This is a genomic window from Pantoea sp. SM3640 (assembly GCF_015654165.1).
Classification (GTDB): Bacteria; Pseudomonadota; Gammaproteobacteria; order Enterobacterales; family Enterobacteriaceae; genus Pantoea; species Pantoea vagans.
This window is the reverse complement of record NZ_CP064872.1, coordinates 2,027,864-2,052,874: the sequence shown is the minus strand read 5'-3', so window position 1 is coordinate 2,052,874 and position 25,011 is coordinate 2,027,864. Positions and strand designations below refer to the sequence as shown.

The window sequence follows — 25,011 nt, the reverse complement described above, 5'->3', positions numbered from 1 at the left end:
CGCCATTGAATAATGGCTGCCGTCATCGTCCCGGACGGCAGCCCAAACAGATTACAGTGTCGGGTAGTCGATATAACCTTCCGCGCCGCCGCCGTAGAAGCTTTCCGGGCGCTGTGGGTTGAGTGGGGCATCCTGCTGCAGACGCTCAACCAGATCCGGGTTAGCAATGTAATCACGACCAAATGCAACCGCATCGATCAGACCGCGACCAATCAGATCATCCGCTTTCTCAACGGTGTAAGCACCGGCACCAATGATGGCGCCCGGGAAGAGATCGCGCACTTTCTGACGGAAGGCGTCGGTGTAAGGCTTGCCGCCGGCCCAGTCTGGTTCAGAGAGGTGCAGATAGGCGATGTTGCGTTTTGCCAGCTCACCGATGTACCACAGCGCCGCTTCTTCTTCATCCGGACCGTTGTCCAGATTCTGGAAGCTGCCGATAGGCGAGACGCGGATACCAATGCGATCGGCTGACCAGTTGGCGATCACCGCATCGACCACTTCCAGCGCAAAGCGACCGCGTTTTTCGATGCTGCCACCATATTCGTCGGTACGCTGGTTTGAACCCGGTGCCAGGAACTGGTGAATCAGGTAGCCGTGCGCGGAATGCAGCTCAAGCAGGTCGAAGTCTGCTTCACGTGCGTTCGCCGCAGCCTGACCAAAATCGGCCACGATCTGCTGGATCTCTGGCACCGTCAGTTCGCGCGGTACAGAGGTGTCTTCGCGATAGACGCTGCCATCTTCAGCACGCAGTGACGTACGCGTACCCGCTGCAATGGCGGATGGCGCTACCGGTGCTTTGCCTTCCGGCTGTACGCTGTTATGCGAGATACGACCGGTGTGCCATAACTGTATGGCGGTATGACCGCCTGCCTGATGGACACCTTCGTTAATCACTTTCCACGCGGCAATCTGTGGCTGCGTATGTAAGCCTGGCGCACCGGCATAGCCTTTTGCCTGGAAAGAGATCTGGGTTGCTTCGGTGATAATCAGACCGGCGCTGGCGCGCTGACGGTAATACTCCGCCATCATTGGGGTAGGGATGTCGCCTGGCTCAATGCTGCGCAGACGGGTCAGCGGTGCCATAAATACGCGGTTTGGGACGGTAATTGCGCCGACTTTCAGCGGACGAAACAGCTGGGTACTCGCCATAATAGCTCCTGATTAGTAGACCAGTCGTCTACAAACACGTTTTTTAAAAATCAGCGGCTTTTAAGCCACTGTTCGATGGTACTCAGTGCCAGACGCAGTGGCTGCGCCTCGCGGGAAATTTTGCTCTGCAGACTGGCGCCCAGCCATAACAGCGACAGCAACTCTGCCATCTGCGCCGGGGGCTGCGGCAGGCTCAGCGACTCCTGCTGCTCTGCGGCAATCAGCGTCCGGGCATAGAGCGCGGTGATCTTTCCTGCACCCTGCTGCAGTGCGTCTCGCATCGGCTCTGAAAGATCGCAGACCTCAGCAGAAACTTTCACGCCCAGACAACCGACAATGTGTCCCTGCTGCACAAACAGCTCAACCGCAGCACGAAAATGATTTAGCAGACGTTCACGCGGTGTGCCGTCTGTCTGGTTGAGCTGTAACTCAACATCCTGCAGATAACGCGCAAAGTAGCGTTCCAGTAACGCCACGCCAAACACCTCTTTAGAGCGGAAATAGTAGTAGAAGGAGCCTTTCGGCACCGCCGCCTGCGTCAGCAGTTCGCTGAGGCCCATTCCGGTAAAGCCGCGTTGCAGACAGAGCTGTTCACCTGTCTGGAGCAGGTGTTCGCGGGTTTCATTGCGTTGTAGCGTCTTATTCATGGCAGAGAGAGTAGTAGACCGGTTGGTCTAATGCAACGCTGCACCGTGCATTTGGCACAGAGTGTTAACTCACCCGTGAGAGAAAAGGATAATTCTGACGGGGCAAAGCTTAATTCCTGTGCATCCAGGCTACGCTTTTTACTGGACTGTTTATTCTGTTAATCCGGAGTCATGGTGGCCGAGCAGCTTGAGTTTTTCCCGGTTCCCAGCCCCTGTCGCGGCATCTGCCAGACCGATGCACGTGGCTACTGCCTGGGATGTTTACGCAGCCGCGATGAGCGGTTCAACTGGCTGCGCTTCAGCGATGCGCAAAAGCGGGAAGTCATTCGTCTCTGTCAGCAGCGTCGTCTGCGCCTGCAGCGGCATCAGAAAGGCGAAGAGCCACCCGAGCCACAACAGCCGGAGTTATTCTGACGACTTTCCGCTTTCCGTTATACTCTCTGACACACTAATTACAGCCAACGCGCAACAGGGAGAACGTCATGTTAGAACCGCAGGCCATCGCTTTACAGGGCCCCGATTTTTCACCGCTGGTTATGGGGTACTGGCGTCTGATGGAGTGGGGCATGTCGCCGCAGGAGCGGGTTGCGTTTATTGAGCACCATCTGAGGCTCGGCATTACCACCGTTGATCATGCGGACATTTACGGCGACTACCAGTGTGAGGCGGCCTTTGGCGAGGCGCTGAAGCTGGCTCCCGGACTGCGCGATCAGCTTCAGATTGTGACCAAGTGCGGCATTGCCACCCGCGCCCGACCTGAACATCAGATTGGCCACTACATTACCGACAAAAATCATATCCTGCAGAGTGCTGAAAACTCGCTGCGCCATTTCCACACCGATCGTCTCGACCTGCTGCTGATCCATCGTCCCGATCCGCTGATGGCGGCTGACGAAGTGGCTGAAGCCTTTATGGCACTTCATCAAAGCGGCAAGGTGCTGAATTTTGGCGTCTCGAATTTCACACCATCCCAGTTTTCACTGCTGCAATCCCGTCTGCCGTTCTCGCTGGTCACAAATCAGCTGGAGATTTCACCCGTGCAGCAAAGCGTATTACTGGATGGATCGCTGGATCAGTGCCAGCAACTGCGCATTCGTCCGATGGCCTGGTCCTGTCTCGGCGGCGGACGTCTGTTCAACGATCCTCACTTCCAGCCCCTGCGTAATGAACTGGAGGTGGTGCGGCAGGAAACCGGTGCCACCAGTCTGGAGCAGGTGGTCTATGCCTGGATACTGATGCTGCCGTCGCGGCCTCTGCCGATCATCGGCTCAGGCAAAACGGCGCGCGTCAGCGAAGCCGCCGGGGCACTGGATTTATCCCTGTCGCGGCAGCAGTGGTTCCGTATTCGCAAAGCGGCGCTGGGATTTGATGTGCCCTGAAGCGTAAAACTGCGTCAATCTTCGGCAAAATAGTGCAACAGCGACCAGACTTATCTCAAACCCTGGGATACAAATGGAGTCAACATGAAAATGAAAGCAGTTGCGCTTTTTGCGCTGATCGCCTGCGGCTCAGCACAGGCTGCCAGCGAGCAGGTTACGATCCATCAGGTTACCGCTGAAGGGATTGGCAAATCGCTGGGCACCGTTAAGATTGACGAGACCCAGTATGGTCTGCAGTTTACGCCGGACCTGCAGGGACTGAAGCCGGGCATTCACGGTTTTCATGTCCATGCTAAAGGCAGCTGTGAACCGGGTGAATCTGAGGGGAAAGTGGTCGCCGCCGGTGCGGCTGGCGGTCACCTGGATCCGGCTAACAGCGGCAAACATCTGGGGCCGTATGCTGAAGGTCACCTGGGCGACCTGCCCGCGATCTATGTTGATGAGAAAGGTAGTGCCACCTATCCGGTGCTGGCGCCACGGCTGAAGTCGTTAAAAGAGATCAAAGGCAAAGCGCTGATGGTGCATGCTGGCGGAGATAATCATGCCGATCATCCTGCACCGCTGGGCGGCGGCGGGGCGCGTTATGCCTGCGGCGTTATCTGAATTTCCGGGCGGCAGGCAATAGCCGCCCTTTTTATCCCGCCTGTTTATGAATTGTTATACCATCCCCGTCATTTCCCCCCTATGATATTGATTCAGGTAAGAAAGCGTGATGAGGAAAGGAGCGGGAAAATGAAATTCAAGGGTGCATTACTGCTGTGTCTGCTGCTGGTGGGATGCGATAAACCCAATGATACGCAGCTGGTCACTGAAACCGGACGGGAGCTTCAGCGCACCATTGATACCAGCAAGATGCGTGTCACCTGTGAAAAGATCGCCAAAGGTCGTGAATGGCTCAGTCGCAACATGGTGCGCAAGCTGGAAGCGCAGGGGTGCGATCAGGTTTTTCGCAGCGCCACTGAAACCAATTTCACTGACACCACAATTTATCGCCGCACCATGACCATGGTGTGCGGTGGCATTCACGGTCAGAGTTTTACCGGCACCGAACTGACGCGTCGCTTTATCTTCTCACCTGATGAGAAAGCGCTGGTGATTGAACCGATGACCGAGATGGATAAAACCCGCTTCGAGGGCCATAAAACGCTGCAACAGCTGCAGGATGATTTTAACCGTCAACAGCAGCAGTATTGCCAGTAATCACTCCGGCACAGCCTGCTTCAGCTGTGCCAGCGAACAGCGTAATCGCCAGATAATCCCCGCCAGTTCGCTGGCCTCATTGTTTTCCAGCGCCAGTAACGCGGTAATGGTCGCTTCCAGTTCCGTCAGCATCTGTTCCAGCGAACTGTGCCGTACGCCGCGGCTGCTGATAATCTGCTGTAAATTTTGCAGGCTGTTATCGCGAAATGCCATCAGCGTTGCTGAACCGGCGCGCCATTCACGCAGCTGCCAGACGATATGCGAACAGTTGAGCAGCACCACGCCCCAGCGCAGAAGCCAGACGCGTGCCTGCTCATCCCGGCTATGGCTGAGCTGGCTGATGCGATGATAAATCTGCGATTCAAAGCGGCTCTCGCTGAGCCGGGGTCGTTGCCGCAGCTGATCGAGAAACGCCAGCCGCAGTGCCCGGATATGCCGCCGGCTGCGCCGCGCATCGGAGCTGGGCCGCAGGATCTGAAACGCCAGCCAGGCGAGCAGCACTCCGCAGACTTTGGCGATGTTATCGTTAAAAAAGTCCTGATAATCCCACGTGGGCGGGTTAGTCACCGCGATAAACGAGCCCATAAAGACGATGAACTGCCCCCACATCCCGGCGCGCTGTTTCTGCTGCAGCTTGAAGAGTTGCAGCGTCACCAGCAGCGGAAACAGAAACAGTAAAAACGGCCATAGCTGACCGATCTGCACCATCAGGCCAAACTTCATCACAAAACTAAATGCAAACAGCCACAGCAGCGTTTTCAGCAGCAGCGTGACGCTGCCCCCGGGTGAAGGGGCAGAGGCATAAAGCACGCAGGCAATGGCGGTCAGGGTGAGCGCCGAGGCCCCGGAAGACCATTGCGTATTAATCCAGAAGGCGCAGCCCAGTACGATCACGCAGAAGGTGCGCAGGGCGCTCCAGCCCGCTTCGGCACTGTCACTGTCACGCGCCAGCGCCGGAACCGGCGGTGGCTGAAAGCGGGTATCGGCATCGGCGCGATCCAGCAGACGGATCCAGCGCAGCACGTTGAGGTACATCCAGCAGAAGTAGCGCAGCCGCTGACAAAAGGCGCGCTGCCGGTAGTCGCCATCCGCTGCGGGTGTCACGCTGCGCAGGATTTGCGCCAGACGATATTTATCACACGCCGGTTTTGCCAGCTCCGCCAGCAGTTGCTGCAGCGCCTCAAACAGCGCCTCTGGCGCGTCAGGCCAGTTGAGCAGCATACGGCGCAGGCTGGAGAGCACGCTGGTAAGTCGCAACTGCTGGTGCAGCACATAGTTCAGGACGTTGTTCTGTCGGCGAAAACGGTAGTGGCTCCAGAACGCCTGAATGCGCAGCAGGTTCATGGTGAGGATCTGGCTGATGACGTTTTCATGTGCGGTGCGAATGGTATCGCTGGCCGAGGGCTGCAGCAGTAATACCGCATGTTCCAGCAATCGCGCATGCATCTGTTTCAGGGAGGTAATCAGCGTTTCGCCATCGGAGGTGCTCGGCAGCACCATCATCATCAAACCGGCGCACAGAATACCGGAGATCACCTCACAGACGCGAGCCTGGGCGATCGTCCACAGCGAGGTGATATCAGTGATGTTGACGCTGCTGAAGGCAATAATAGCGGCGGTGTAACCCGCCAGCGAAAAGGCATAGGCGACATTGTTCTGGTAGTGGTTTGCAATGCCGGTGCAGAGCGCCAGCCAGCCGGCAATCGCAAAGGTAAACAGCCAGGGCTCATTCAGAGTATGTCCGGCAATCAGCAGCGCGGCGGTGGCCCCGAGCAGACTGCCGACGATGCGGCCCAGACTTTTACCGATCGCGCCGCCCACGGTAGGAAAGCTGATCACGGCGGCGGAGGTCATCGCCCAGTAAGGCTCATCAAGATCCAGTCCATAGGCGATGCTCAGCGCCAGACACATCGCGATAGCATTCCGCAACGCATAGCGCCACTGACCGCCGTTCGCCTTAATCCAGGGCAGTTGATCCCAGGCCAGCCACTGAACATTCATGGCTGGATGGTGATGGTGCAGCTGGTGCCCGCAACCAGACTGTCATCAGCCGGGAGCGGATCGAGACGAATGCGCACCGGCACCCGCTGCGCCAGCCGCACCCAGGGCACGTTGGGTTTGATATCGGGCACCAGACCGCTGTCGGTCTCAATGCTCTGGTCATAGATAGCGCGGCCAATACTGTCCACCTGGCCCTGCAGCCGCATGCCATTGCTGTAAAGCACCACCTGAGCCGCCGCACCAGCGTGAATATGGCGCAGCTTGGTCTCTTCAAAATAGCCTAAGACGTAATAAGAGTGGCTGTCGACCAGCGCAAACAGGGGCGACCCCGCTGTCGCATAGTTGCCGGGACGAAGCGTCAGATTCGTGATCCAGCCATCTGTCGGTGCGGTCAGCGTCGTCTGCTGCAGATTCCAGCGCGCCCGCTCCAGCTCCGCCTGCGCGGCTTTGGCACTGGCGGCGGTGGCTTCCGCGCTTAAGCGTGCCGCATCCAGATCCTCGGCGGAGATGATGTTACGCGGCAGACTGCTGCGCCGGTGATATTCATGCTGCGCTTTCGCCAGGTCCGCCTGCGCTTTGCTGAGCTGGGCGGCAGCGTTGTCGAGTGCAATCTGCCATGGCACCGGGTCCAGTGTTAACAGCAGCTGGCCCTGATGCACGAACTGATTGTCTCTGACCTTCAGTTGCGTAATCCGGCCCGACACCTGAGGCGTAATATCCACCAGTTCTGCCCGCACTTTTCCGTCACGCGTCCAGGGCGACTGCATGTAGTAGTTCCACAGCCAGCCACCGGCCAGCAGCGCCAGCGCAAACACAATCAGCGTTGAAAAGTATTTTACCGCGTTAAATTTCATATCGATTATCCGTGACCGATGAGCCAGAGTGCGGCGGTAACGCACAGCACAAACAGGGAGAGATCAAACAGGGTGGGATGCCAGACGTCGCCGGAGTAGATCCAGCCGCGCACCAGCGGGTGAATCAGCAGCCAGAAAAAGAAGCCGAGCAGCACCGCTTTGAATATCGGCGGGAAAAAAAGCGAGGCACCCACGACCAGATCGGTTAGCGGTTTAGCACCTGAAAAAGCAGGAGTGAGCACGTGATAACATCCTTCGTTAACCCAGACGGCAGACTGAACGCGCTGCAGCGTAATCGTAGCCTGGTCCGGGATTTGTAATTTGTCCTGTAAACTCGCAGAATAGTGTAAAATCTGGCTTGATAGCTAGCAAGCTAATTATAAGGAGATGAAATGGATACGCCCCTCGGAACGGATTTATCTCGCCTGGTGCGCATCTGGCGCGCGTTGATTGATCAGCGGCTCAAGCCGCTTGAGCTGACTCAGACTCACTGGGTGACGTTGCACAATATTCATCAACTGCCGCCCGAACAGTCGCAGATTCAGTTAGCCAAGGCGATTGGTATTGAACAGCCTTCGCTGGTGCGGACGCTGGATCAACTGGAAGAGAAAGGATTGATTACCCGTTCGACCTGCGCCAACGATCGTCGCGCCAAGCGCATTAAGCTGACGCAGCAGGCGGAGCCGATTATCGAACAGGTTGAGAGTGTGATTGATGAGACGCGGGATGACATTCTGTCCGGCATCAGTCGGGAAGAGATTAGTCAGATGGTGACGCTGATCGCCCGGCTTGAGAAAAACATTCTCGAACTTCAGCACAAAGAGAAATAAAAAAACCGACGCCCGGGCGTCGGTTTTTTGTTTTGCAGCCTTAGCGAGGTGAAACCGTCACCTGGCTGCCGTTGGACGCCATGACAACACGCTGGCCAACGGAGTAACGCGAGGCGGCCTGTTTCTGAACCACCATGATGGTGTTGCCATCATCCTTACGGATTTCCAGCTCAACGCCATCGGTTTTATTGATTGCGCCCTGAACACCCTGGCCTGCTACGCCACCCAGAACCGCACCACCGGCTGTTGCCAGGCTACGTCCGGTGCCGCCACCAATGGTATTACCCAGGAAGCCACCCAGCACCGCACCACCGATTGCACCGATGACGTTGCTTTCATCACCGCCCTGGATTTTCACCGGACGCACAGAGACTAACGTACCGTACGACACGCTCTGCACCTGCTTGGCTTCACTGGCACTGTAGGTGTCACCCGACAGCGTACTGGTATTGCTACAACCTGCCAGCATCGCACCGGCCAGAGCGACCACAATTACACGCTTAATCATTTGAAACTCCTTTAGTCGAGAAGGCGCCACGTTTATCGCTATATCCTGCACACAGTATAAGACACAAAACTGGCAAATTAATCCCTGTCCGAATAAAACACGGTTGGACGAAGCATAGACTATGTAAGATCAACAATAATTCAATCGTCGTTTAAAAATAGTCCCGTAACGTTACTGGTCAGCACGATCGGATAAAAAGAATTTAATCATAGAATTAGCGATCATTATTTGTCAGGCTAACCGCAGATGAATCGCACTTCCCGCCGGAAGTAAGGAATGGTTATGAAATCAGGACGCTATATCGGGGTAATGTCAGGCACCAGCCTGGATGGCGTGGATGTGGTGCTGGCCGCCATTGATGATAATATGGTGGCGCAGCAGGCGAGTTACTGCCATCCGATGCCACCTGCGCTGCGTCAGGCCATTCTGGCGATTTGCCAGGGTCAGTCCCTGACCCTGTCACAGCTCGGTCAGCTTGATACCCGCCTCGGCCAGCTCTTCGCTGAAGCCGTCGTGACATTAATGAAGCGCGAATCGTTGGAGGCCAGCGATATCACGGCGATTGGCTGTCATGGTCAGACCGTCTGGCATGAGCCCCAGAGTGACGCGCCAAATACGCTGCAGATTGGTGACAATAACCAGATCGTCGCGGCAACCGGCGTCACCGTGGTGGGCGATTTTCGCCGCCGTGACATGGCGCTGGGCGGGCAGGGCGCGCCGCTGGTGCCTGCTTTTCATCAGGCGCTGCTGATGGATGCCGCAGAACGCCGCATGGTGCTGAATATTGGTGGCATCGCCAATCTCTCGCTGCTGATCCCGGGACAGGCGGTGCGCGGCTTCGATACCGGTCCCGGCAATATGCTGATGGACGCCTGGATATGGCGCAATCAGGGTCAGCCTTATGACAAAGATGCGCAGTGGGCGCGCAGCGGCTCGGTGATCCCGGCTCTGCTGGAGGCGCTGTTGCGCGAACCCTGGTTTGCGTTGCCGCCGCCGAAGAGCACCGGGCGCGAACACTTCAATCTGGGCTGGCTGGAGCAGCATCTGCGCTATTTCCCGGGTCTGGCACCGCAGGATGTGCAGGCCACGCTGGTGGAGCTGACCGCCATCACCATTACACAGCAGGTGTTACTCAATGATGGCTGCGATCGTCTGCTGGTGTGTGGCGGTGGCAGTCGCAATCCGCTGCTGATGGCGCGGCTGGCAGCACACCTTCCGGGAACGGAAGTGGCGACCACCGATGCGGCGGGTATCAGTGGTGATGACATGGAGGCGCTGGCGTTTGCCTGGCTGGCGTTCCGTACGCTCTCCGGTCTGCCGGGCAATCTGCCTGCGGTGACGGGCGCACGAGAGAAAAGCGTGATAGGCGCAATTTATCCGGCCAATTCCCTCTACCGGCGTTAAGCGGGGGATGCGGGGGCCAGTTTGCCCCCGCAGGCGAGCAGGCGGCCGTCAGGCGGCGCCGGAGAGATGCGTCAGATTACGAACCCCGGTAATCACCGTGGCTACCATGGTTTCACGTCGGGTAATGACCTCAACCTGATAAAACCGGCTGCGGTATGCGATGGAATAGATGATGGGATGGTACTTATTACCTTCTCCGTAGCGGGCGTAGTGCGCTTCGAGCGCACGGGTCGCTGCCAGAATATGGGAGGGTTCTTTATCACCGCGGATGATTTGCTTCATTCAGTTCCTCAAATGCTGTCCCTGGAGTCACGTCGCACGCATGGCGCGTAGCGCTGGCCTAAACACTGAACATCTGACTGCTAAACATTTAATCACTGATGGGGTCATGACTGACTGTGACGCGGGAAGATGACAGAAAGATGATCCTCCGGCGCTGTTAATTATTTAGCAGCCGCCGGGTGATCCAGCAAGGCAGGGAGACGTAAAATCATCCAAATCGCAGGAGGTTAAATCAGCTCCGGCCAGGCCACGGCCGCAACGCCATTCAGTTCAGGCTCCGAGAACAGGAACCCCTGGAACTGGGTCACGCCCGCGGCTTCCAGCCACATCCACTCTTCCGGTTGTTCAATGCCTTCGGCGATCACACCGATCTCCAGTGAGGCGCAGCATTTCAGAATGGCGTGGATGATCGCCTGTTTCGGCCCACTTTTATGCACGTCAGAGATGATGGCGCGATCGATCTTAATTTTGTCGGGCTGAATGCGGGTCAGTAGCGACAGCCCGGCAAAACCGGCACCGAAATCATCCAGCGCCAGGCTGATACCGGCCGCTTTCAGCTGCCTGATGGCGGCTTCAAACGCTTCCGGCTGCGAGATGATTTCATTCTCGGTGAACTCAACCATGACCTGCTCGGGCACCAGCCCATGGGCCGCAATCTCATCCAGCAAAAAGGGGACGGCGTCGGGCACTTCTACCAGCGTCATCGGCAGCAGATTGATCGACAGGGTCATCCCCTCAATCCCCAGCTTCTTCGCCTGCGCAAAGGCGATCTTTTTCGACTGCAGATCGACCTGATAAAGCTGCTCGCGTGTCAGTCGGGCAAAGTAGTCGAGCGGCGATTCTCCCTGCGGACCGCGCAGCAGTGCTTCCAGTGAAACGATCTCGCAGGCGAAGGGATCAACAATAGGCTGAAACGCAAAGCTGACTTCATCCGTAGCCAACAGCGCCGCATCGCCTTCGCGCTGCTCTGTCTCATTACGAATAAACGTCCAGCCGCTGGCGGCAGGGATCTCGAAATAGTTCTCTTTTTCGCGCGCTTCAACAAAGGTGCGCAGGAACTGCAGTGCACGATCGGCATAGGTCATCTGATATTTCGTCGTGCATTTTTCCAGCACTGACTCCAGCACGGTTTCCTGATCGTGCAGCCGCAGATCAAAGAGCTCCATACCAACATGACCAAAACGTCGCGCCGGAGCGTAATCGCGCAGCAGTTCGACCAGATTGTGGTGGCGCGGATCCTGGCAAATCCGGCTATAGACCGCCTTAACCGCCGCCTCCGGGCCTTCCAGAAGCTGGAAAAAATGCGTGCCATTGAACAGTAAAATTCCGGTGACACTGGACGATTTGTTGATTTTATTCGCTTTCCGCGCCAAATCATTCAGGGTCTCGAGCTGCACATGTTCAGTGATGTGGCTGCGATAGATGATTGTCGACAACATAAAGGTTTCCGGAATTTTTTATTTTTTGTTAAGGCACCTTACCAGAAGCTTCTCCTTGGGAAAACGAGGGCCAGTATGACTTTCTTATTCTGACGCTAATATTTTAGTCAACTGGCGGCGTGGTATCGCCTGTTCCCAGAGAACGTTGCATAAAAACGGTATCCAGCCAGCGACCCTGTTTAAACCCCACCGAGCGCAGAATGCCGGTTATTTCAAATCCTGCTGCCTGGTGCACGGCAATCGACCCCCGGTTCTCGCTGTCGCCGACGTTGGCGATCAACTGGCGGTAGCCTTTCTGCTCCGCCCACTGGATGGTATGCTCCAGCAGACGTGAACCGGCACCGCGCTTCTGAAAGCCGGGGTCGATATAAATCGAGTCTTCCAGCGTATGGCGGTAGGCGTGGCGCGGGCGGTAAGGTGCCAGATAGCAAAATCCACGTACGTCGCCGTCGCTGACAGCGATGAACCACGGCAGCCCCGCCTGCTGTATCTTACGCATTCGCTCGCCCATCTCTGCAGCGTCAGGGGGCACGGTCTCAAATGAGCCGGTGCCGTTAAGGACATGCCAGGCGTAAATCTGCTGAATCGCCGGGATGTGGCGTTCATCTGCATCAAAAATTTCCATCATGAGGTTTGCCCTGATCGTCTGCACCTGTTGAAAAACAACGGTATAGCGGGTGCTCATAGCGCGCAATATAAATCTCGTGCGCGTCAGCAATTTTAATACGGGCGCTTCCCCCAGGACTATGCCTGGCGAAAAGGGAATACTCATCTCTGCCGGTGAACCCCGCTTCTGAATGGCGGTTAAGCCTATTCTGAAAACAGCGTCAGCCGGATGATCCGCAACGGGGTTAAGGCTATTATCTGTGCCGTTCCGATAGGGTGAATTAATTGACGGGAGGCGCAGCGTGATGCGATTTGTTGATTTTCTGAATAGTAAGCAGGGGCTGCGTGCAGCACGAAATCACTGCTTCGAATTAAATGGGGTCGTGCTGGGCCATTTTACGGCGTTATTCCTGCAGGATAACCAGATTATTTTTACCAAAGATGGTAAGCAGTGTGCGGTGCCTTATTATCTGGGTCCCGCTGAAGATTTACTTCAGCAAAAGGTGAATCCACGGATTAAAAATATCCGCGCGATCTGAAAAACTTCGGGGCTGCCTTTATCCGTTTAATTATAAAAGTGACATTATTATTTCTGATGAGCCGGGTGGTTCTGTTTTACGCTGTCTGGTAAATAACATTATCAGTTAATTCCCGCCACGATTTATGACGCTGTTTGTAATTTACGGCTTATTTATCTGATGCGTCACTATTCTGCGATGGTGTAATAAACAGCAGGAGCAGGGCGCTGAGCGCAAACAGCGTTAATGCCGTACCGGCACCCAGCGCGGCGTAAAGCTGACCAAACAGCAGCGATCCCGCAACCTGACCGACTGCCAGCATAAAAAACAGGATACCTACGCCTGTCGCGGGCTCTTCAGCCGTGGCCTGTGCTCCCCATACCAGCAACACGCCCGACAACGTCACGTATCCTGCGCCGCAGCAGGCCACCGCAACCAGTAAACCGGTAGATTCACCGTGACTGAAGGCCAGAACCAGCAGTGGCAATGCCATTCCGCAGAGTGACAGCCGGTAAACCGCGTTCAGCCCGATACGGGCAGCGACCGGGCCGGTTGCTGCACCCACAATGCCTGCACCTCCGGCAACCAGCCAGAGTAAACGGGCGGTCTCTGCATCAACGCCGACATGCTGGCGCAGCAGCGCCGACCCAAAGCTCCACCAGGCCGCACTGATCAGACCTGAAACCAGCGCTATGCCCATCAGCCGGCGCATAGCGCGACGGTACAGACGCTGGTGCCAGTGTCGCGCTTTAGTAGCGCTGCCGACAGCATGAACCGACAGCACGCGGATTACCGGCAGCATACAGGCCAGTGACAGCAGGGCGAACAGCATGCAAGCGGCCCGCCATCCGCCTGGCAGCACGCTCAGGATCACCACGGTCAGAATGATACCGGCGCTGGTGCCGGCGTTAATCAGGGTATTGATGCGCGGCTGATCTACAGCCGCAATCCTGTTACTGACAGCCGCGGCCAGTGCAGGCGAGGCCAGCCCTGAACTCAATCCGGCAACAAACAGTCCTGTCGCCAGCAGTAGCGGTGAGGAGGCGCAGGCAAGCAGCAGCAACCCCGATGCGGCACTCAGGGCCGCCAGCAGCGCGGTCAGTCGGGCACCATAGCGGTCTGCCAGTGCGGCTGCGGTGAGAATAGTGAGGCAGTAGGCCACAAAGCTGCAGGCTGACAGCAAGCCTGCCTGCTGCGGGCTGAACAGGATATCGGCTGAGATCGAAGGCAGCATCAATCCCCACGAGAAGCGCGCCATGCCGTAAGTCACAGCAATCAGGCTAAAGCCGGTCAGCGCCAGCGCGGCGGGTGACCTCATCTGACCTCACCACGCTGCAATAACTGGCTGGCGACCTGTGCCGCCTGTCGTACAGCGGCAGGACCGGTAATCAGCGCGGTGGTAATCGCTCCCTCAAAGAGTATCCAGATGGCATCACTCAGCTGCTGATTAACTTCGCCGCGCAGATGCGTCACGCATTGCGTAATGTAAGCGCGCATCTTGGCGCGAAAGGCCAGTGCCTGAGATGCCAGCCCGCTATCCCGCTCGGCATATTCCCCCCAGGCTTTCAGAAAGAAGCAGCCTCGCGCGCCATTTAACGTCGTCCACTCACCCAGTACCGTAAACAGATGCGCGATTGCCTCAGGCTGTTGCGCTGGCAGCAGCGCCGCCATAAAGCGCTGTTCGCGGGCGTCAAGCACCGCGGCGGTAAGTGCTTCACGCGAGGCGAAATGATGATAAAGCGTGCGTGTCGAAACGCCCGCTTCGCGACAGAGTTGATCGGTACTGGTGGCGTGAAAGCCGTGGGTATAGAAGAGCCGCTCGGCGGCCTGAAGGATATCATCTCTCTTTTTCATTCTTTAAAAGTAAACCGATCGTTTTACTTTTTCAAGCCAGTCGCCGTTAATTACGCCCGCCGTTATTGATAAACCCCCGACTCTGCATGGCCCAGCGCTTCGCTAAAAGAGAGGCGCTCTGCCGCTTTCACACTTTTTCAGCCTCAGTTTATCAATACTCATAAGTACCCCTGCGGCGGTTAATGTCGTTTGTTGCGGCTCTAATCATAACTGCCGTAACCTATCTGGCCGTTTACAGCGACAGTCTAATCAACCTTATGTTTTGTAACGATTAATCTGAATTTCAGTTTTTTATTGATGCATTAGTACCTTAAATGAAAGCGGGGCTGCAAAGCGGGACGGGAACGTTAAGCGCGCTGAATGACTGAAGCGATAATAGAGACCGAAAAGGGCATATTCTCAAAGTCGGTTTGCGTTACGCAATAAAGTGGTTTTAGGGATAATTCTCAGTTAGTTTAATAAAGCTTCAGATTACAAATAAAATCTCTTACGAATTTTGGTTCGTTTTTTTACGACACATACAGCAACTATCAGGATGACTACCATGCTCAAAGCCAGCTATTATTATCTGTGCCCGCGTCCCATGGGTGGATGGATTTTACACAAAGAAGGTTGCGTTAATCTGTCAAAGAACGATAAACGCGTTTTTATTGGTTCGCTTTATACCCGACAGCAGGCGCTGGCGGTGGCGAAAGTCCATCACGCTAATGCCATATTGTGTAATGCCTGCCTGAGCACCTTTATTTGCCCGACCACGACCAGCACGGCAATTAAACCAGCGCGCGCGGCAACGCCAACCCGCCATACGCCAAAGCATTAATTCACTGAAATTAAATGGCAGCAGTAAAAGAGAATAAAGGGAATTAACAGGGCGGGGCGTTCAGAATAAAAAAGGCAGCGTAATACGCTGCCCTGATACTTATGCCTGTTTAGGCTGGCCATTTGAGGCGGTAAGTCCGCCATCAACCGGCAGATTGACGCCGGTAATATAACTGGCTTCATCGCTGGCAATAAAGAGAATTGCACGAGCGATATCATCCGCTTCACCGGCACGACGCAGCGGAATGCGATCGTAAAAACGCTCCAGCAGTTCCTGATCCTTTTTCGCATCTTCGGTCAGATCGGTAAAGGTGAAGCCGGGGCAGATGGCATTGACCCGCACGCCATCCGCACCGTAATCCATCGCCAGCGCACGGGTAAAGTTAGTAATTGCCCCTTTAGCGGCGTTATAGATGCTCATACCCCAGTCACCGCCTAAGCCGGAAACGGAGGAAATGTTGACGACGTTACCTTTGCTCTTCAGCAGCGCTGGCATGAAGTAGTGAACACCGTGGAAAACGCCATCAAGGTCAGTTTTCATCAGGGTTTTCCATGCGTCGAGGTCGACTTCATGGATGCGGCCCTGCACGATAACGCCCGCATTATTTACCAGCACATCTACACGGCCATACTTCTTCAGCACCGTTTCTGACAGCTGTTTAACCTGTCCGGCTTCTGAGACGTCGCAGGCCGCCACCAGATGATCACCCGCCGTCATTTCAGCCAGTGTCTCTTCCAGTTTCTGTCGGGTGCGTCCTACCAGCACCACGGATGCCCCTTCTTCAGCAAAGCGCTTTGCGCTGGCTTCGCCAATGCCGGATCCGGCACCTGTCACAACCACAACCTTCTGTGTAAATCTGGACATTATGCCTCCTTATCAGCATCAATTCTTACTGTTAACAACCGGTTAAGCCTGGCAGCGATTTGCAAAAAAACAAGCGCAGCGCGAAATGCGCTACGCCTGTTGCCTGATTGTTAACCTGTTCAGTGACTAGGGACGTCTGAACAGAGCGAAGCTGCGTCCTTCCAGCTCGAAATCTTTTTCTTTGGTGATTACCAGACCCCGCTTCGCCACATCGCTGGTGGTCAGCTCCAGCACCCAGCCACCTTCGCCAAACTGCGGAATGCGGAACGGCACATTGCCTTCGAACGGGTTAAGCAGCATCAGCACGTCATGCCAGATGCCTTCCTCGGTCTGCAGATCCGGCCGGCCGATATAGACGCCCAGCGTTGAGCCTTCATCCCACTGCTCACTCTGCTGGAAGCCGCCACCGGCGTTAAACCATTTGATATCCATGCCGTCGCGCCAGTTTTCACGACGCAGCAACGGCTGCTGAGCACGCAATGTCAGGATCTGACGGGTGAACTCGCGCAGCGCCTCCGCGGACTCTGGCAGATTATCCCAGTGTACCCAGGAGATTTCGCTGTCCTGGCAGTAGCCGTTGTTGTTGCCCATCTGGCTGCGGCCAAACTCGTCACCTGCCAGCAGCATTGGCGTGCCGTGAGAGAAGATCAGCGTGGCGAGGAAGTTGCGTTTCTGTCGCTCGCGCACCGCGTTAATGCCTTCGTCATCGGTCGGGCCTTCAACGCCGTAGTTATAGGAGCGGTTGTCGTTGTGACCGTCGTTGTTGTCTTCGCCATTCTCATCGTTATGTTTGTCGTTGTACGACACCAGATCGTTGAGCGTGAAGCCATCGTGGGCGGTGATGAAGTTGACGCTGGCCCACGGACGACGACCGTGCTGGTCGTAGAGATCGCCGGAACCCAGCAGGCGGGCGGCGAAGTCGGTGGAGACGTTGTTGCCTTTCCAGTAGTCACGCACTGTGTCACGGTACTGATCGTTCCATTCTGCCCAGCCTGGCGGGAAGCTGCCCACCTGATAGCCACCCGGACCGATATCCCAGGGTTCACCAATCAGCTTTTTCTGCGACAGGATCGGGTCCTGCATCACGGCATCGAAGAAGCCGCCGCGCGGGTCAAAACCATCCGGTTCGCGGCCCAGAATCGTGCCGAGATCGAAACGGAAACCGTCGATATGCATCGACTCAGACCAGTAGCGCAGCGAATCGAGCACCATCTGCAGCACGCGCGGATGCGAAGTATTCACGGTGTTGCCGGTGCCGGTATCGTTGATGTAGTAACGATGCTGGTCGGGCATCGTACGGTAATAGGAGAAGTTATCGATGCCTTTAAACGACAGCGTCGGACCCAGTTCATTACCCTCGGCGGTGTGGTTGTAGACCACGTCGAGGATGACCTCAATACCGGCGTCGTGGAAGGCGCGCACCATGTCACGGAAGCCCTGAATGCCGCGTGGCCCGAAGTAGCGGGTCGCGGGCGCAAAGAAGCCCAGCGTGTTGTAGCCCCAGAAGTTTTTCAGTCCCTTATCCAGCAGATGCTGATCGTCCGGGAACCAGTGCACCGGCAGCAGCTCGACGGAGGTAATGCCCAGGCTTTTGATATAGTCGACGGTTGCTTTGTGACCCATACCATCAAAGGTGCCGCGCAGTTCCGGCGGCAGTGCGGTGTTGAGCTGCGTAAAGCCTTTCACGTGGGTTTCATAAATGACGGTTTTAGGCCACGGCACATTCGGGCGGTTTTTATCCTGCCAGTCGAATTCATTCGGGTCGATCACCCGGCACTTAGGCGTAAACGGGGCGCTGTCACGAGTGTCGAACGTCAGATCTTTATCGTCATGGTAGAGATCGTACGCGAAGTGCGCCTCGTTCCACGCGATGTCGCCCGCCAGTTCACGGGCGTACGGGTCGAGCAGCAACTTGTTCGGGTTAAAGCGATGACCATTTTCCGGGTCATAAGGGCCATAGACGCGGTAACCATAGAGCGCGCCGGGCTTCAGGCCCGGAATATAGCCGTGCCACACTTCGTGGGTATATTCCGGCAGCTCCAGCCGGGCAATTTCCGTTTTACCGCTGGGATCGTACAGACAGAGTTCAACCCGCTCGGCGTGGGCGCTGAACAGGGCAAAGTTCACGCCCTGGCCATCAAAATTGGCCCCCAGCAAATGGCTGTAACCCGCCGTAATTTCAAAACGCTGACTGTTTGACATTTATGCCTCGTTATTCAGTGAACAGATTGACGCGTAATAAACTAAATTCTTCCCGACACTCACTGTGCCACCAGCACGGCGCACCACTGCGATGCCAGTTCTGTCAGCGGCAGCTTGTCGCCTGCATCAAAGGTTTTACCGCTCAGCACATCCTGATAGCGGCGCTGGCCGAGTGCGGCGGGCAGGGCGATATGGGTATCAGCCCAGCGCGCCTCGGGCGGCTGATCGAGATTCTCCGGCAGTGAGTTAAAGACCCGCCGTGAGACAATCACGATGACCGCCTGATCCTCACGGGTGCGGGCAAAGGCGAGCACCTTGTCCTGATGCTCACCCTCTGTCGACAGCGCCAGATAATCACCGTGGCGGAACAGCTCTGGCTGCTGCTGACGCAGCGTTAACAGCTTCACAATCGCCTGTTGATTGACCTGACCGCGCAGCCAGTGCGCCTCACTGCCGTCCTGCTGCGGCGCGTTAAGCATCGCCGCCAGCGCATCAAAATCGGGTTCGCGGCGGTTATCGGGATCGACCAGGCTGAAGTCCAGCGCCTCGCTGCCCTGATAAATGTCGGGTACGCCTGGTGCGGTAAGCTTCACCACGGTCTGGGTCAGGCTGTTGACCAGGCCGGCGCGCATAAAGGGCTGCAGTGACTGGCAGAAATCATTGAGGAAGGCGCTGTTGCCAGGCGCAAGCAGATGACGGGCATAGCTCAGCACCGCCTCTTCATAGTCATCGTTATTGTCGGCCCAGTCGGTGCGCAGTTTGGCTTCACGCATCGCTTTCTCAACATAGACCACAAAGCGGGCTTCCAGCGCCGCCAGACCTTCCGCATCCTGTGGCTGCAGGGTGGTCGGCCAGACGCCGGCCAGCGCTTCATACAGCATCCACTCCACGGCCGGTTCCGGTGCCGGGCCATCTTTCAGGCGTACGACGTGATCCTTGTTCATCTCCCGCCAGCGGCTGACGCACTCCGCCCAGCGTTGTGGCGCTTCGGTCAGGGTATAGAGCCGCGCACGGGCATCTTCGCCGCGCTTAGTGTCGTGCGTTGAGGTGCCCGACAGTGCATCGGGCTGATGTTCGCGCCGCGCCTGCATCTCTGCATGGAACTGATCCAGTGAGAAGTGGCGTGCCAGCGGTTCAGCGCCGACTTCATTCAGCGCCAGCGCCATGTGCTGGCGGAAGAAGAGAGTGTCCTCGACCGATTTCGCCATCAGCGGACCGGTCAGCTGCTGGAAGCGGGTGCGGAACTGCGTGGCATCGTCGCGGGCGGAGTCGGCAATCTCTGCACGCAGAATGCGGGCCAGGAAATCCAGCGCCTGGGTGTCGGGCGCATGATCGCTCGTTTTAACTTCACTGACGACCTGTTGCAGCAGCGCCGTGTCGGCGGATGTCAGGCCCTGCGGCGTTCCGTAGGTGCGGTAAACCGGGAAGGCCACCAGCAGCTCACGCAGCGCATTTTTCAGTTCCGCTTCCGGCTGAGTCGCGCCGTCGGCGTCAGCAATCTTCAGTGCCAGCTGCAGTAAACGGTTAAATTCACCGGCAAAATTGCGGTTCGCCATCAGCAGCTTAGCGGCACGCAGCTCCGCTTTCATGTCGACGGTTTTGCCAATCACCGCCTGATAGGCTTTACGCAGTCCGCTCAGGCGATCGCTGTCAACCAGCAGATTGGCGAGCGCGGCCATAAACTCATAGCCGGTGGTGCCGGAAACCGGCCACTCATCAGGCAGCTGTTCATTGTCGCCGAGGATCTTCTCCACGGTGAGATAGCAGTCGGGACCGGCCGCCTGGCGTAACTGCTCCAGATAGCCGCGCGGATCGGCCAGGCCATCCACGTGGTCGACGCGCAATCCCTGCACCGCGCCGCTGTGAACCAGTTCGAGGATCAGCTGATGCGCGGCATCAAAGACGGCTTTTTCTTCCACGCGCACGCCCACCAGACCGGTCACTTCAAAGAAGCGGCGGTAGGAGAGGTCGTTGGGCGCGTCGCGCCAGGACATCAGTCGCCACGGCTGCTGGTCGTGCAGCTCGGCGATCTCTGCGGCATCGCGCAGGGCGAGCACCGACTCTTCGCGATCCTGCCAGGTCTCAGGTTTCAGCGGATAGAAATTGTCGAAGTAGGCCAGCGCCGGTTTGCCGGTCTGCGGATCGCGCTGCACGCTGATATCACCGTTTTCCAGCACCGCCTCAAAGGTGTCACCGAGGAACGGCAGCGTCAGGCGGCGAGACCAGTCGATATCGAAATAAGTGGCATAGCGACTCTGTTCGCCATGTTCAATGACGTCGCGCCACCAGGGGTTCTCCAGCGAGGCGGCCATATGATTCGGCACGATGTCGAGGATCAGCTCCAGCCCGGCCGCTTTCAGCGCGGCCACCATGCGGTCAAAACCTTCCCGGCCACCAATCGACGGCTCAATCTGGTTAACGTCGGTCACGTCATAGCCGTGGGTTGATTCAGCGGTGGCGCTGAAGATCGGCGAGGCGTAAAGATGGCTGATGCCCAGCTGTTTCAGGTAGGGCACCAGCGCCGCCGCGCGGTCAAAGGTCATGCCGTTGCGGAACTGGATGCGGTACGTTGCGGTTGGAATAGTCATTCTGCTTCTCTCTTAGCCAGACGCACCACGATAGCGTTGGGAATCAGTTCGGTTGCGGTCTGCGGCCAGGCAAACAGCGTTTCACCCGGCAAATCGGGAATCGGCTGCGTGCTGTCGCCGACGTTCAGCGCCAGTGACAGCGTGCCCTGCGGGAAGTCCCAGCGCACCGCCAGGAAATCGTCTGCGGTTTTCACCACCTGACCGGCATCACCGCCGGCGGTCTGCAGCAGCGGCACGATATGTTCCTGACGCAGCGCCAGCAGATGACGCGTCAGCGCCAGCCACTGCTGACCTTCCGGCGTTTCTGTGCGCTGCCAGTCGAGTTTCGACTGTTCAAAGGTGGTGACATCGTTAGGATCCGGCACCGTTTCGCCGTGACCGGCATGGCCTTCAAACTCCCGGGCGCGACCTTCACGCACCGCTTTAGCCAGATCGCCGTGGAAATCGGTGAAGAACAGGAATGGTCGGGTTTCGCCATACTCTTCGCCCATAAACAGCAGCGGAATGTGTGGCGAGACCAGCAGCATGGCCAGCAGCACCTGTGTCCGCTCTGCACCTGCCAGCGAGACCAGCCTTTCGCCCTGCGCGCGGTTGCCCGTCTGGTCATGGTTCTGGATGAAGTCGACAAAGGCGACTGGCGGCTGGCTGCTGCTCTTCACACCGCGTGCCTCGCCCGACTGTGCTGAGACTTCGCCCTGATAGACAAAGCCTTCTGCCAGCGCCCGCGCTACCCGCTGCGCCGGCTGGTCAGCGAAGTCCTGGTAGTAGGCGTGGGTTTCACCGGTTGCCAGCACATGTACGGCGTTATGAAAGTCATCGTTCCATTCGCCGGTAAACAGCGGAGCATCTCCGTTCTCGTCGCGCGGATGCAGGAAGGTGACGTTTCGGCAATCTTCGGTAGTGAGGTGAATGGGGCGATCGGTAATGGTGGCGCGGATGCGCTCGGCAATCTCAACCAGCACATGCTTTTCGCTGGGATCGTCAATCTGATCGATGGCATCAAAGCGCAGGCCATCCAGATTAAACTCCTGCAGCCAGTAGAGCGGTGCTTCCACGATATAGCGGCGCACCGCATCAACGTCATAGGCGATACCGGCGCCCCACGGCGTCTGGCGCTCTTTATGGAAGAAGTCCGGCGCGAGCAGCGGCAGATAGTTGCCCTCCGGGCCGAAGTGGTTCAGCACGATATCCAGCACCACCGACAGGCCGAGACCGTGCGCCGCATCGATAAAGGCTTTAAAATCATCCGGCGAACCGTAAGCCGCATGCGGTGCATAGAGCAGCACGCCATCGTAGCCCCAGCCACGATTGCCGCCAAACTGCGACACCGGCAGCACTTCAATCATGGTAATGCCGGTCTCGGCCAGCATCGGCAGCTTCTCTATTGCCGCCCGGAAGGTGCCTTCCTGGGTAAAGGTGCCGATGTGCAGTTCATAGACCACTGACTCCGTCCACGGACGACCCTTCCAGCCGGTGTTCTGCCACCGATACGCGTCAGAATCGATCACCAGAGAGGGCCCATTGACCTCCGCTTTCTGGGCACGGGCAGCGGGATCGGGCACGGCCGTGCCATCCGCCAGCACAAAATCATATTCGGCATTCGCAGCCACACCGGCGACCTCGGTTTCAAACCAGCCGTCCGCCTGCGGTGTCATCTCAATATCTTTACCGGCGAGACGCAGCGTCACGCGTTGCTGACCGGTTGCCCAGAGGCGGAAACGCACCTCGTCACTGGCAACCCGTTCAGCGCCCCAACTTTTAGAAAAAGATTTGGATTCCATTCAGTTGCCTCATTTAGCCTGAAAATACGCGATGGTGACCACCGCGCGAATAGGATGTCGATGACGTAAGCGTCAAAAAATCGTAAAGCACTCAGTGAGACCTGGATGCCAGGTGGGCTGGCGCGCCTCTTCAGCCAGGAAGCTGGACTGGTATTCAGCGTGGTGCGGCGGGAAGGAAAAAGTGAGACCGCTTCCACGCGGCATACAGAGAGTAATCATAGACTAAGATGTTGCAGTCGCAGGGCGGCAGGCGGTTCAGGCGCATTAATTTGCGTTAATTACTCTGAATCGGCCTCTGGCAGGGGAAAATCATGGGGGGGCAGACTCAGAAAAACCCTGCCGGATGGCGCGGATTCGCTATAAGCTTATGCGCGATCGCGCAGGTCACGCTGGAGGATCTGCGGCGCTGAACATTTCAAAAGGATATTACGTGAGGAAACGCGTTCTGTTAGTCACGCTGCTGTTGTTGATTTCCGCCTGTTCTAACCGGGTCGGACACCGGCTGGACAACCGTAATCTGCAGCACATTCATGCCGGTCAGACGACCAAAGCCCAGCTGATCGCGCTGTTTGGTCAGCCTGACAGTGAGACGCCTTACCCGGACGGTCAGCGGTTGCTGAAGTGGACCTACAGTGAGGCGCGCACCCTGAACACTACCGAAGGGCAGACGCTGACCGTGCAGATGAAGAATGACAAAGTGCTGAACTATGCGCTGAGTAAGAGTTAATGATCTGAGCCACAGTGAGCTACCGTGGCGGTGCGGGACCGCCACAGCAGATCACGGGTTACGGCATGCCGTTTGGCTCTGCATCTCTGCTGACGGGACGCGGCTGCGCCAGACGGGCGAAATCAGACCCGGCCGGATGCTGATAAATCTGCAGTTCAAAGAGCCGGGCCATGGCATAGATATACTCAAAAATCGCCGCCTGTGTATTTTCATAATCGGCCCAGAAAATCGATGAGGTGAAGCAGTAGATTTCCACCGGCAGCCCATCCGGCGACGGCTTCAGGGGTCGCACCACGATATACATCTCTTTCATAATGTCATCGCGCTGGGCCAGCCAGGCACTCAGGAATTTACGGAACACCATCAGATTGGTGATGCCGTTCTCCATAAACCAGCGGTCGCCGACGGCATTGATATCCCGTCCATCCAGCAGCTCAGTGATCGTTTCACCCGCGAGGCGGATCTGGCTCATCGCCTGCAGCATCTCCTGATTCACAAAGGTGATCGACTTCTGATCAAGATAAAAGCTGCGCATGATGCGGCGCGCGCCTGAGGAGAACATCGCCTGCCAGTTGGTGTAGGTTTCGGTCAGGAAGTTCTTGGTCGGGATGCGCGAAATGGTGTTATCCCAGTTGCGGATGGTGATGGTATGCAGCGCAATATCGATCACCTCGCCGCTGATGTTTCTGTCCGGCATCTCAATCCAGTCGCCCAGTTGCAGCACATCGTTGGAGGAGAGCTGAATATTCGCCACCAGCGACAGCAGCGTATGCTGGAAGATCAGCATCAGTACCGCGGCGACCGCACCCAGCGAGGAGATAATAATCGCGGGCGACTTGTTGGACATAATCGCCAGAATCATGATCGCGGCGATAATATGCACCAGGATCTTACCAATCTGGATATAGCCCTTGATCGAGTGATTCTTGCGCTTGGATTTGCGCGAGTAGGAGTTGTTAACAATCTCCAGCACTTCGTTGAAGAAGATCGACAGATAGACAAAAAACAGAATGCCGCAGATGGTCTGAATCGCCACTTTCAGATTTTCAGGCAGGCCGGGCATAAACTGCAGGAAATTGTAGACCACAATCACCGGCACAAAATTTGACAGCTTCTGAGAGAGGCGGACATCTTTATCCAGCGGAACGTCTTTTTTATGACTGCTGAAGAAAACCTTCCTGATCACTTTGACGATGAAAAATTTGCAGATCAGGTGAGTGACCATCCCGGCCATAATCAGCAGCAGCAGGCTGAAGCCGATCGACAGCACCCGGTTCCCCTCTATAAAACTCATCAGACTCTGAATGTAATGCATGTTAACCACGTGCTAAAAATGTAAGGGGCGAATTCAACCACAG

At 56.7% G+C, this 25,011-nt stretch carries 25 protein-coding genes; 9 read left to right on the top strand and 16 right to left on the bottom strand.

Translation table 11 applies throughout. The features are described 5' to 3' along the window. Window positions 1-51: 51 nt before the first annotated feature. Window positions 52-1,149, bottom strand: coding sequence for an alkene reductase (locus tag IV493_RS09520; RefSeq protein ID WP_195857041.1), 1,098 nt, complete (start codon window positions 1,147-1,149; stop codon window positions 52-54). A 50-nt stretch (window positions 1,150-1,199) separates the two neighbouring features. Continuing rightward, the gene (locus IV493_RS09515; RefSeq protein ID WP_195857040.1) at window positions 1,200-1,796 is read right to left on the bottom strand and encodes a TetR/AcrR family transcriptional regulator; all 597 of its coding nucleotides are present in this window, start codon (window positions 1,794-1,796) and stop codon (window positions 1,200-1,202) included. A 174-nt stretch (window positions 1,797-1,970) separates the two neighbouring features. Between IV493_RS09515 and IV493_RS09510 the strand changes: the two genes are divergently transcribed. The 4 genes from IV493_RS09510 (at window position 1,971) to IV493_RS09495 (ending at window position 4,375) form a co-directional block, all read left to right on the top strand. Continuing rightward, window positions 1,971-2,210, top strand: a complete 240-nt coding sequence (locus tag IV493_RS09510) for a DUF1289 domain-containing protein (RefSeq protein ID WP_195858169.1) — start codon at window positions 1,971-1,973, stop codon at window positions 2,208-2,210. Window positions 2,211-2,278: 68 nt separating this feature from the next. Then, a complete protein-coding gene (locus IV493_RS09505; RefSeq protein WP_195857039.1) occupies window positions 2,279-3,175 on the top strand; it encodes an aldo/keto reductase family oxidoreductase in 897 nt (298 codons plus the stop codon). A gap of 84 nt (window positions 3,176-3,259) precedes the next feature. Beyond that, complete coding sequence (gene sodC, locus IV493_RS09500) at window positions 3,260-3,778, top strand: superoxide dismutase family protein (RefSeq protein ID WP_013357717.1); 519 nt, start codon at window positions 3,260-3,262, stop codon at window positions 3,776-3,778. A 129-nt stretch (window positions 3,779-3,907) separates the two neighbouring features. After that, window positions 3,908-4,375, top strand: coding sequence for a hypothetical protein (locus IV493_RS09495; RefSeq protein ID WP_013357718.1), 468 nt, complete (start codon window positions 3,908-3,910; stop codon window positions 4,373-4,375). On the opposite strand, the gene IV493_RS09490 is transcribed toward IV493_RS09495, so the two are convergent. Genes IV493_RS09490 through IV493_RS09480 form a run of 3 tightly spaced genes read right to left on the bottom strand, consistent with a single transcriptional unit; the run spans window position 4,376 to window position 7,472 of the window. Then, complete coding sequence (locus IV493_RS09490; protein ID WP_095707269.1) at window positions 4,376-6,376, bottom strand: FUSC family protein; 2,001 nt, start codon at window positions 6,374-6,376, stop codon at window positions 4,376-4,378. Then, window positions 6,373-7,230, bottom strand: coding sequence for an HlyD family secretion protein (locus IV493_RS09485; RefSeq protein ID WP_195857038.1), 858 nt, complete (start codon window positions 7,228-7,230; stop codon window positions 6,373-6,375). Before IV493_RS09485 ends, IV493_RS09490 begins: the two co-directional genes overlap by 4 nt. 5 nt (window positions 7,231-7,235) lie before the next feature. Further along, window positions 7,236-7,472 (bottom strand): DUF1656 domain-containing protein, encoded by a 237-nt coding sequence (locus IV493_RS09480; protein WP_013357721.1) that lies wholly within the window; start codon window positions 7,470-7,472, stop codon window positions 7,236-7,238. A gap of 150 nt (window positions 7,473-7,622) precedes the next feature. Between IV493_RS09480 and slyA the strand changes: the two genes are divergently transcribed. Then, window positions 7,623-8,060 (top strand): transcriptional regulator SlyA, encoded by a 438-nt coding sequence (gene slyA / locus IV493_RS09475; RefSeq protein WP_010245551.1) that lies wholly within the window; start codon window positions 7,623-7,625, stop codon window positions 8,058-8,060. Between the two features lie 40 nt (window positions 8,061-8,100). On the opposite strand, the gene slyB is transcribed toward slyA, so the two are convergent. Next, on the bottom strand, window positions 8,101-8,568 hold the full coding sequence (gene slyB / locus IV493_RS09470) for an outer membrane lipoprotein SlyB (RefSeq protein WP_013357722.1): 468 nt from the start codon (window positions 8,566-8,568) through the stop codon (window positions 8,101-8,103). Window positions 8,569-8,850: 282 nt separating this feature from the next. Here slyB and anmK point away from each other — a divergent pair, with 282 nt between their 5' ends. Further along, window positions 8,851-9,972: an anhydro-N-acetylmuramic acid kinase gene (gene anmK / locus IV493_RS09465; RefSeq protein WP_195857037.1), complete on the top strand. Its 1,122-nt coding sequence runs from the start codon at window positions 8,851-8,853 to the stop codon at window positions 9,970-9,972. A gap of 48 nt (window positions 9,973-10,020) precedes the next feature. On the opposite strand, the gene IV493_RS09460 is transcribed toward anmK, so the two are convergent. The 3 genes from IV493_RS09460 to IV493_RS09450 all read right to left on the bottom strand — a co-directional run bounded on the left by IV493_RS09460 (window position 10,021) and on the right by IV493_RS09450 (window position 12,318). After that, window positions 10,021-10,254: a DUF4060 family protein gene (locus IV493_RS09460; protein ID WP_013357724.1), complete on the bottom strand. Its 234-nt coding sequence runs from the start codon at window positions 10,252-10,254 to the stop codon at window positions 10,021-10,023. A gap of 227 nt (window positions 10,255-10,481) precedes the next feature. Further along, the gene (locus IV493_RS09455) at window positions 10,482-11,693 is read right to left on the bottom strand and encodes a diguanylate phosphodiesterase (protein ID WP_013357725.1); all 1,212 of its coding nucleotides are present in this window, start codon (window positions 11,691-11,693) and stop codon (window positions 10,482-10,484) included. A 103-nt stretch (window positions 11,694-11,796) separates the two neighbouring features. Further along, the gene (locus IV493_RS09450) at window positions 11,797-12,318 is read right to left on the bottom strand and encodes a GNAT family N-acetyltransferase (protein WP_195858168.1); all 522 of its coding nucleotides are present in this window, start codon (window positions 12,316-12,318) and stop codon (window positions 11,797-11,799) included. A 286-nt stretch (window positions 12,319-12,604) separates the two neighbouring features. On the opposite strand from IV493_RS09450, the gene IV493_RS09445 reads away from it, so the two are divergent. Next, window positions 12,605-12,838, top strand: coding sequence for a hypothetical protein (locus IV493_RS09445; protein ID WP_041456831.1), 234 nt, complete (start codon window positions 12,605-12,607; stop codon window positions 12,836-12,838). Between the two features lie 148 nt (window positions 12,839-12,986). On the opposite strand, the gene IV493_RS09440 is transcribed toward IV493_RS09445, so the two are convergent. Together IV493_RS09440 and IV493_RS09435 are read right to left on the bottom strand one after the other, a co-directional pair. Beyond that, window positions 12,987-14,135: an MFS transporter gene (locus IV493_RS09440; protein ID WP_195857036.1), complete on the bottom strand. Its 1,149-nt coding sequence runs from the start codon at window positions 14,133-14,135 to the stop codon at window positions 12,987-12,989. Further along, entirely contained in the window at window positions 14,132-14,671 is a 540-nt protein-coding gene (locus IV493_RS09435) for a TetR/AcrR family transcriptional regulator (RefSeq protein WP_195857035.1), read from the bottom strand. Before IV493_RS09435 ends, IV493_RS09440 begins: the two co-directional genes overlap by 4 nt. A gap of 544 nt (window positions 14,672-15,215) precedes the next feature. On the opposite strand from IV493_RS09435, the gene IV493_RS09430 reads away from it, so the two are divergent. Further along, window positions 15,216-15,491: a hypothetical protein gene (locus tag IV493_RS09430; RefSeq protein WP_033732518.1), complete on the top strand. Its 276-nt coding sequence runs from the start codon at window positions 15,216-15,218 to the stop codon at window positions 15,489-15,491. 99 nt (window positions 15,492-15,590) lie between these two features. On the opposite strand, the gene IV493_RS09425 is transcribed toward IV493_RS09430, so the two are convergent. From IV493_RS09425 to treZ, 4 genes are all read right to left on the bottom strand, one after another. Next, on the bottom strand, window positions 15,591-16,355 hold the full coding sequence (locus tag IV493_RS09425; RefSeq protein WP_013357731.1) for an SDR family NAD(P)-dependent oxidoreductase: 765 nt from the start codon (window positions 16,353-16,355) through the stop codon (window positions 15,591-15,593). 126 nt (window positions 16,356-16,481) lie between these two features. Further along, window positions 16,482-18,557: a glycogen debranching protein GlgX gene (gene glgX / locus IV493_RS09420; RefSeq protein WP_033782962.1), complete on the bottom strand. Its 2,076-nt coding sequence runs from the start codon at window positions 18,555-18,557 to the stop codon at window positions 16,482-16,484. Window positions 18,558-18,616: 59 nt separating this feature from the next. Next, on the bottom strand, window positions 18,617-21,145 hold the full coding sequence (gene treY / locus IV493_RS09415) for a malto-oligosyltrehalose synthase (RefSeq protein WP_195857034.1): 2,529 nt from the start codon (window positions 21,143-21,145) through the stop codon (window positions 18,617-18,619). Continuing rightward, the gene (gene treZ / locus IV493_RS09410; RefSeq protein WP_195857033.1) at window positions 21,142-22,926 is read right to left on the bottom strand and encodes a malto-oligosyltrehalose trehalohydrolase; all 1,785 of its coding nucleotides are present in this window, start codon (window positions 22,924-22,926) and stop codon (window positions 21,142-21,144) included. Before treZ ends, treY begins: the two co-directional genes overlap by 4 nt. 430 nt (window positions 22,927-23,356) lie before the next feature. Between treZ and IV493_RS09405 the strand changes: the two genes are divergently transcribed. Continuing rightward, entirely contained in the window at window positions 23,357-23,653 is a 297-nt protein-coding gene (locus IV493_RS09405) for a hypothetical protein (RefSeq protein ID WP_033733000.1), read from the top strand. Window positions 23,654-23,711: 58 nt separating this feature from the next. On the opposite strand, the gene IV493_RS09400 is transcribed toward IV493_RS09405, so the two are convergent. Beyond that, on the bottom strand, window positions 23,712-24,968 hold the full coding sequence (locus tag IV493_RS09400; protein WP_195857032.1) for a mechanosensitive ion channel family protein: 1,257 nt from the start codon (window positions 24,966-24,968) through the stop codon (window positions 23,712-23,714). Window positions 24,969-25,011 lie beyond the last annotated feature (43 nt).